Source organism: Anoxybacillus sp. EFIL (assembly GCF_013096955.1).
Classification (GTDB): Bacteria; Bacillota; Bacilli; order Bacillales; family Anoxybacillaceae; genus Anoxybacillus; species Anoxybacillus ayderensis.
In genome coordinates, this window is sequence record NZ_SDLH01000144.1 from 1 (window position 1) to 225 (window position 225).

The following is a 225-nucleotide window of genomic DNA, read 5'->3' on the forward strand; positions in this document are numbered from 1 at the left end:
CCACCATTTAAAGAGTGCGTAATAGCTCACTGGTCGAGTGACTCTGCGCCGAAAATGTACCGGGGCTAAACGTATCACCGAAGCTGTGGGACGACTTACGTCGTCGGTAGGGGAGCGTTCTAAGGGCATCGAAGCTAGACCGGAAGGACTAGTGGAGCGCTTAGAAGTGAGAATGCCGGTGTGAGTAGCGAAAACAGAGGTGAGAATCCTCTGCACCGAAAGCCT

General features: G+C 53.3%; 1 rRNA gene. It reads left to right on the top strand.

The annotated features are described in order from the left end of the window. Positions 1 to 225: ribosomal RNA gene (locus ES017_RS16740) — 23S ribosomal RNA — on the top strand; the annotation flags it as partial.